7 protein-coding genes are annotated in these 4,836 nt (G+C 71.9%); 4 read left to right on the top strand and 3 right to left on the bottom strand.

The annotated features are described in order from the left end of the window. Positions 1-536: DAK2 domain-containing protein (locus E7Z54_RS07225; RefSeq protein ID WP_240769559.1), on the bottom strand; the 536-nt coding region annotated here is incomplete at its 3' end. 143 nt (positions 537-679) lie between these two features. Here E7Z54_RS07225 and rpmB point away from each other — a divergent pair. Next, positions 680-865 (top strand): 50S ribosomal protein L28, encoded by a 186-nt coding sequence (rpmB, locus tag E7Z54_RS07230; protein ID WP_136432371.1) that lies wholly within the window; start codon positions 680-682, stop codon positions 863-865. Between the two features lie 160 nt (positions 866-1,025). Here the strand turns inward: rpmB and E7Z54_RS07235 are convergent, their stop codons facing one another. Beyond that, positions 1,026-2,000, bottom strand: a complete 975-nt coding sequence (locus tag E7Z54_RS07235; RefSeq protein WP_136432373.1) for a thiamine-phosphate kinase — start codon at positions 1,998-2,000, stop codon at positions 1,026-1,028. Positions 2,001-2,115: 115 nt separating this feature from the next. Between E7Z54_RS07235 and E7Z54_RS07240 the strand changes: the two genes are divergently transcribed. Next, positions 2,116-2,352 carry an Lrp/AsnC family transcriptional regulator gene (locus E7Z54_RS07240; protein WP_136432375.1) on the top strand — a complete coding sequence of 79 codons (237 nt, stop codon included), beginning with the start codon at positions 2,116-2,118 and terminating at the stop codon, positions 2,350-2,352. A 5-nt stretch (positions 2,353-2,357) separates the two neighbouring features. Beyond that, positions 2,358-2,864, top strand: a complete 507-nt coding sequence (locus E7Z54_RS07245; RefSeq protein WP_168798209.1) for a DUF3515 domain-containing protein — start codon at positions 2,358-2,360, stop codon at positions 2,862-2,864. Position 2,865: 1 nt separating this feature from the next. Here E7Z54_RS07245 and E7Z54_RS07250 read toward each other — a convergent pair whose 3' ends face one another. Beyond that, positions 2,866-3,990 carry a D-alanine--D-alanine ligase family protein gene (locus tag E7Z54_RS07250; RefSeq protein WP_136432377.1) on the bottom strand — a complete coding sequence of 375 codons (1,125 nt, stop codon included), beginning with the start codon at positions 3,988-3,990 and terminating at the stop codon, positions 2,866-2,868. A gap of 24 nt (positions 3,991-4,014) precedes the next feature. Here E7Z54_RS07250 and E7Z54_RS07255 point away from each other — a divergent pair. Continuing rightward, the coding region (locus E7Z54_RS07255; protein ID WP_136432379.1) for a trans-sulfuration enzyme family protein at positions 4,015-4,836 on the top strand (822 nt) is incomplete at its 3' end.

Below are 4,836 nucleotides of genomic sequence, written 5' to 3' on the forward strand. Positions count from 1 at the left end.
GCGATCTCGCGCGCGGCGTCCGCAGCCGCCCGGAGGACGGTGAGCATGGTGCCCTCGACCGGGTCACCGACGGCGGCATAGGCGGCGTCGGTGGCCTGGTGGAGCCCCTCGGCGATGACCTCGGCGTTGCGCTCACCGTCGGGCTCGCCGGTGCGCTCGCCGCTGCGCGCGCCGTCGGCCGCGGCGAGCCGGCGCGCGACAGCGCCCAGCATCTCGCTGAGGATCACCCCCGAGTTGCCCCGAGCCCCGAGCAGCGCTCCCCGCGAGAGCGCGGCCAGCGGCCCTCTCAAGGTCCCTTGGTCGGGGTTCTCGAACGTCGCCTCCCGGATGGCGTCGCGGGCGGCCACGAGGGTGAGGTACATGTTCGTCCCGGTGTCACCGTCGGGCACCGGGTAGACGTTGAGTGCGTCGATCTCCTCGCGGGCCTCGGCCAGCGCGTCGACGGCGACGTCGACGAAGCGGAGCACGGTCGCCAGCGCGATGCCGCCCGTCGGGCTGGCCGCGCCCGTCGCCCCCTGCTCCATCCCCTCGTCCATCCGAGTCAGACTAGAGCGTCGGCGGACGGTCCGCGGATTTCGGTCCGGCATGCGCCGTCGGCTATTCTCATCCGGTTGCCCGGAGCACTCTCGTGCCCGGTGCTCGACCAGACTTGAAGCAACAGCAATCCCTAGGAGTCCCCGTGGCCGCCGTGTGCGAGATCTGCGACAAGAAGCCGGCGTTCGGCAACAACCGGCCGTGGTCCCGCAAGATCACGAAGCGTCGCTTCAACCCCAACATCCAGCGCGTCCGCGCGGTCGTCAACGGCACCCCGAAGCGCATGAACGTGTGCACCGGCTGCCTGAAGGCCGGCAAGGTCAGCCGCTGACCTGAGCTCGTTGCGAAGACCGTCGCCCTTCGGGGGTGGCGGTCTTCGGCATTTGTGGGGTGGTGGCACTGGCAGGTTTCTCAAGGGATGCAGGCGCCAGGAGCCTCGGAAACCAACGCCAAATAGCCACCCCAACACCCCGACCCTCAGAACCCGACCCTCAGAAGTGTGACCACCCGGTCGGGCCGTCGTACGCCGACCCGTCCACGGTCACCGACGGGCCGTCGCCGGCAGCGGAGACCGTCCCGATCCGCGTCCATCCGTCCGGCAGCGCCGGGCCCGGCGGGAAGGTCGCGAGCAACGCATGGTCGTCTCCCCCGCCCAGGATGAACTGCAGCGGGTCGGCGCCGATCGCGGCGCCCACGGCCACCAGCGGCTCGGCGACCTCGAACGACCCGGTGGTGATGTCGATGCTCACCCCGGACGCCCGGGCGAGGTGGCCGGCGTCGGCGAGCAGGCCGTCGGAGATGTCGATCATCGCGGTCGCGCCGGACTCGGCCGCCACCGGCCCGGCGTCGTACGGCGGCTCGGGGCGGCGGTAAGCCTCGACCAGGACCCGCGGCGAGCGGAAGCCGCGGCCGAGCACGGCCAGTCCCCCGGCGGCCCAGCCCTGGCGTCCGTGGATCGCGACCACGTCCCCGGCCTCGGCACCCGACCGGAGCACGGGCGAGACTGCGCAAGCACCGATGACGGTGACGGAGATGACGACCTGGTCGGCCTGGCTGATGTCGCCGCCCACCAGCCCGGCACCCACGAGCGCGCACTCCTCCGCGAAGCCCTGCGTGAAGTCCAGCGCCCACTCGGCCGGAAGGTCCGCGGGAGCCGCCAGGCCGACGGTCAACCACTGCGCACGGCCGCCCATCGCGTTGATGTCGGAGAGGTTCTGCGCCGCCGCGCGGTGACCGACGTCGGCGGCGGCGGACCAGTCACGGCGGAAGTGTCGGCCCTCGACCATGAGGTCGGTCGACATCACGACGTGGCCCTTGCGCACCCGCAGTACGGCGGCGTCGTCACCGGGTCCCACGAGGACGTCCTCGCCCGGCGCGGTCCGGGCGGCCAGGTCGCTGATCCGCCCGATCAACCCGAACTCGCCGAGGTCGGACAGGGTCGCGTTCCCGTCGGTTGCGGCAGCCATGCGCTTATCCCACCAGAACCCGCCCGGGAAGTCGGCACCCGCGCCGGTTCTGCTGCCACGCCCGGTCGCGGTAGGTTGAACCGTCCTGAAAACGTCTCGACGGGAGCTCAGACTCATGGTGGTGCAGGCCTACATCCTCATCCAGACCGACGTCGGCAAGGCTGCCGAGGTCGCCCGCGAGGTGGGCGCGATCAAGGGCGTCACCATGGCCGAGGACGTCACCGGCCCGTACGACGTGATCGTGCGCGCCGAGGCCCGCAACGTCGACGAGCTGGGCAAGCTGGTCGTCTCCAAGGTGCAGAACCTCGACGGGATCACCCGCACCCTCACCTGCCCCGTCGTCCACATCTGACGGTGGTGGGCGGTCGCGTCCGCTCTCGTCACGGTCGCCGGGCTGCCTGTTCGACCGGTGGGGCGCTGCTGCTTCTTCTGCTGACCGCCTGTGGCGGACCGGTCGAGGTCGGTGAGGTCGAGCTGTCCGGCACCGACCGCGAGGCGTGCGCGGCGTTCGCGGAGGACCTGCCCGAGACCCTCGCGGAGCAGGAGCGGGTCGAGATCGAGCCCGCCGACGCTCCGGCCGCCGCGTACGGCGACCCCCCGATCGTGGTGCGCTGCGGGGTCGGCGTGCCCGAGGGCTTTGACCTCACCGCGTCGTGCGAGATCGCCAACGGCGTCGGCTGGTACATGCCGGAGGAGCAGTACACCGACCAGGACCTCGACCAGACGCTGACCACAGCGGGCTACCGGCCCCGCGTCGAGATCCGGGTCCCGGCCGGCTACCGCCCCAACGCCGGCGCCGCAGCGATGGCGGTGCTGGCCGAGCCCGTCAAGGAACACCTGACGCTCGAGGACGATTGCGACTAGCTCAGCGCAGGCCCGTGTCGCGGTGCAGGGCCAGCGACAGCAGCCGGTCCACCAGGTCGGCGTACTCGAGCCCGGTGGCGGCCCACATCTGGGGGAACATCGACAGCGGCGTGAAGCCGGGCATGGTGTTGAGCTCGTTGACGACGAGCGAGCCGTCGGGCATGTAGAAGAAGTCGACCCGCGCCAGCCCCTCGCAGCCGACGGCGATGAACGCGCGCGCGGAGAGCTCGCGGAGCTCCTCGGCGACGTCGTCGGGCAGCTTCGCCGGGACGTCGAGCTCGGTGTGCTCCTCGGGGAGGTACTTGGCCTCGAAGTCGTAGAACTCGTGGTCACCGGTGATCCGGATCTCCGCGGGGACGCTGGTCTCCACTCCGCCGTCGAGCGACTCCAGCACGCCGCACTCGACCTCCCGGGCGCCCTCGGCGGAGACCTCCACCAGGACCTTGGGGTCGTGTGCGAGTGCGAGCTCGATGGCGTCGTCGATCTCGGCGGGCGTGTGCGCCTTGGCGATCCCGATGCTGGAGCCGCCGCGGGCAGGCTTGACGAACAGCGGGTACCCGAGCCCGGCGACCTTCGCCCGCACTGCCGCCGGGTCCGCGGTCCACTCGCGGGCAGTGACCGTGTGGCTCGGCATCACCGGCAGACCTGCCGCTGCCAGCACGATCTTCATGAAGGCCTTGTCCATGCTGACCGCCGATGCCAGCACGCCGGAGCCCACGTAGCGAACGTCGGACATCTCGAAGAGGCCCTGGATGGTGCCGTCCTCCCCCCACGGGCCGTGCAGCAGCGGGAAGACGACATCGACGTCCCCCAGCTCACGCGGCGGGGCGGACGGCTCGCTGACCATGAGGCCGGCACCGCCGGCGGTGCGGGTCAGCGTGACCGGCGCCCGGTCCGCGTCGACCGCGGGCAGCTGCCCCGGACCGGTGATCCGGTGCCGGGTCGGGTCGTCGGCCTCCAGCACCCAGCGGCCGTCGGGCGCGATGCCGATCGGGACGACGTCGTACTTCTCGCGGTCGATGGCCTGCAGCACGCTGCCCGCCGTGACGCAGGAGATGGCGTGCTCGGTGGAGCGCCCGCCGAAGACGACTGCGACGCGAATCCGACGTCCGGTGGAAGCGCTCATCGCCGACGACCCTACCGTTGGGGCATGTCCGGTTCAGCGCTCGACCCGACCTCCGGCTCCGAGACCTCCTCCACCGGCCGGCTCCGACCAGCCACCGTGGCGGTGACCGCGGGCCGCCCTCCGCACGACCCCGACCAGCCGCTCAACGCCCCGATCACGATGGCGTCGACCTACGTCGCCGCCGGGTCGCTGGAGTACGGGCGCTACGGCAACCCGACCTGGTCGGCCTTCGAGGAGGCGCTCGGCGCGCTGGAGGGCGGCCGGGCACTCGCCTTCGCCTCCGGCATGGCGGCGGTGACCACGCTCCTGGACCTGGTCGGCCACGACGGCAGCGTCGTGGCGCCGCGACATTCCTACAGCGGCACGATCATGGCGCTCGCCGACGGGGAGGCTCGAGGGCGGATGAGGGCTCATCTGGTCGACATCGCCGACACCGCTGCGGTGATCAAGGCGATGGAGGACGACGAGGGCTGCGCTCTCCTCTGGATCGAGTCTCCGACCAATCCGGCCCTGGAGGTCGCCGACATCCCCGCGCTGTCCGCGGCCGCGCACGAGCTGGGCGTCCGGGTGGTCGTCGACAACACCTTCGCGACTCCCCTGCTGCAGCAGCCGATCGCCCACGGCGCGGACGTCGTGCTGCACTCGGCCACCAAGTTCATCTCGGGGCACAGCGACGTCCTGATGGGCGCGCTCGTCACCGCCGACGACGAGGTGTACGACGCCCTCAAGGGCCGCCGCGACCTCGCCGGGGCCGTCCCGGGGCCGTTCGAGGCCTGGTTGGCGCTCCGCGGCCTCCGGACGCTCCACGTGCGGCTGGAGCGCGCCCAGTCCAGCGCGGCGGAGCTG

Source organism: Nocardioides sp., assembly GCF_004803405.1.
Classification (GTDB): domain Bacteria; phylum Actinomycetota; class Actinomycetes; order Propionibacteriales; family Nocardioidaceae; genus Nocardioides; species Nocardioides vastitatis.

Coding starts and splice junctions, on each gene's coding strand:
- E7Z54_RS07235 (WP_136432373.1), bottom strand. CDS start 2,000: ATGGCTGCCGCAACCGACGGGAACGCGACCCTGTCCGACCTCGGCGAG.
- E7Z54_RS07240 (WP_136432375.1), top strand. CDS start 2,116: ATGGTGGTGCAGGCCTACATCCTCATCCAGACCGACGTCGGCAAGGCT.
- E7Z54_RS07250 (WP_136432377.1), bottom strand. CDS start 3,990: ATGAGCGCTTCCACCGGACGTCGGATTCGCGTCGCAGTCGTCTTCGGC.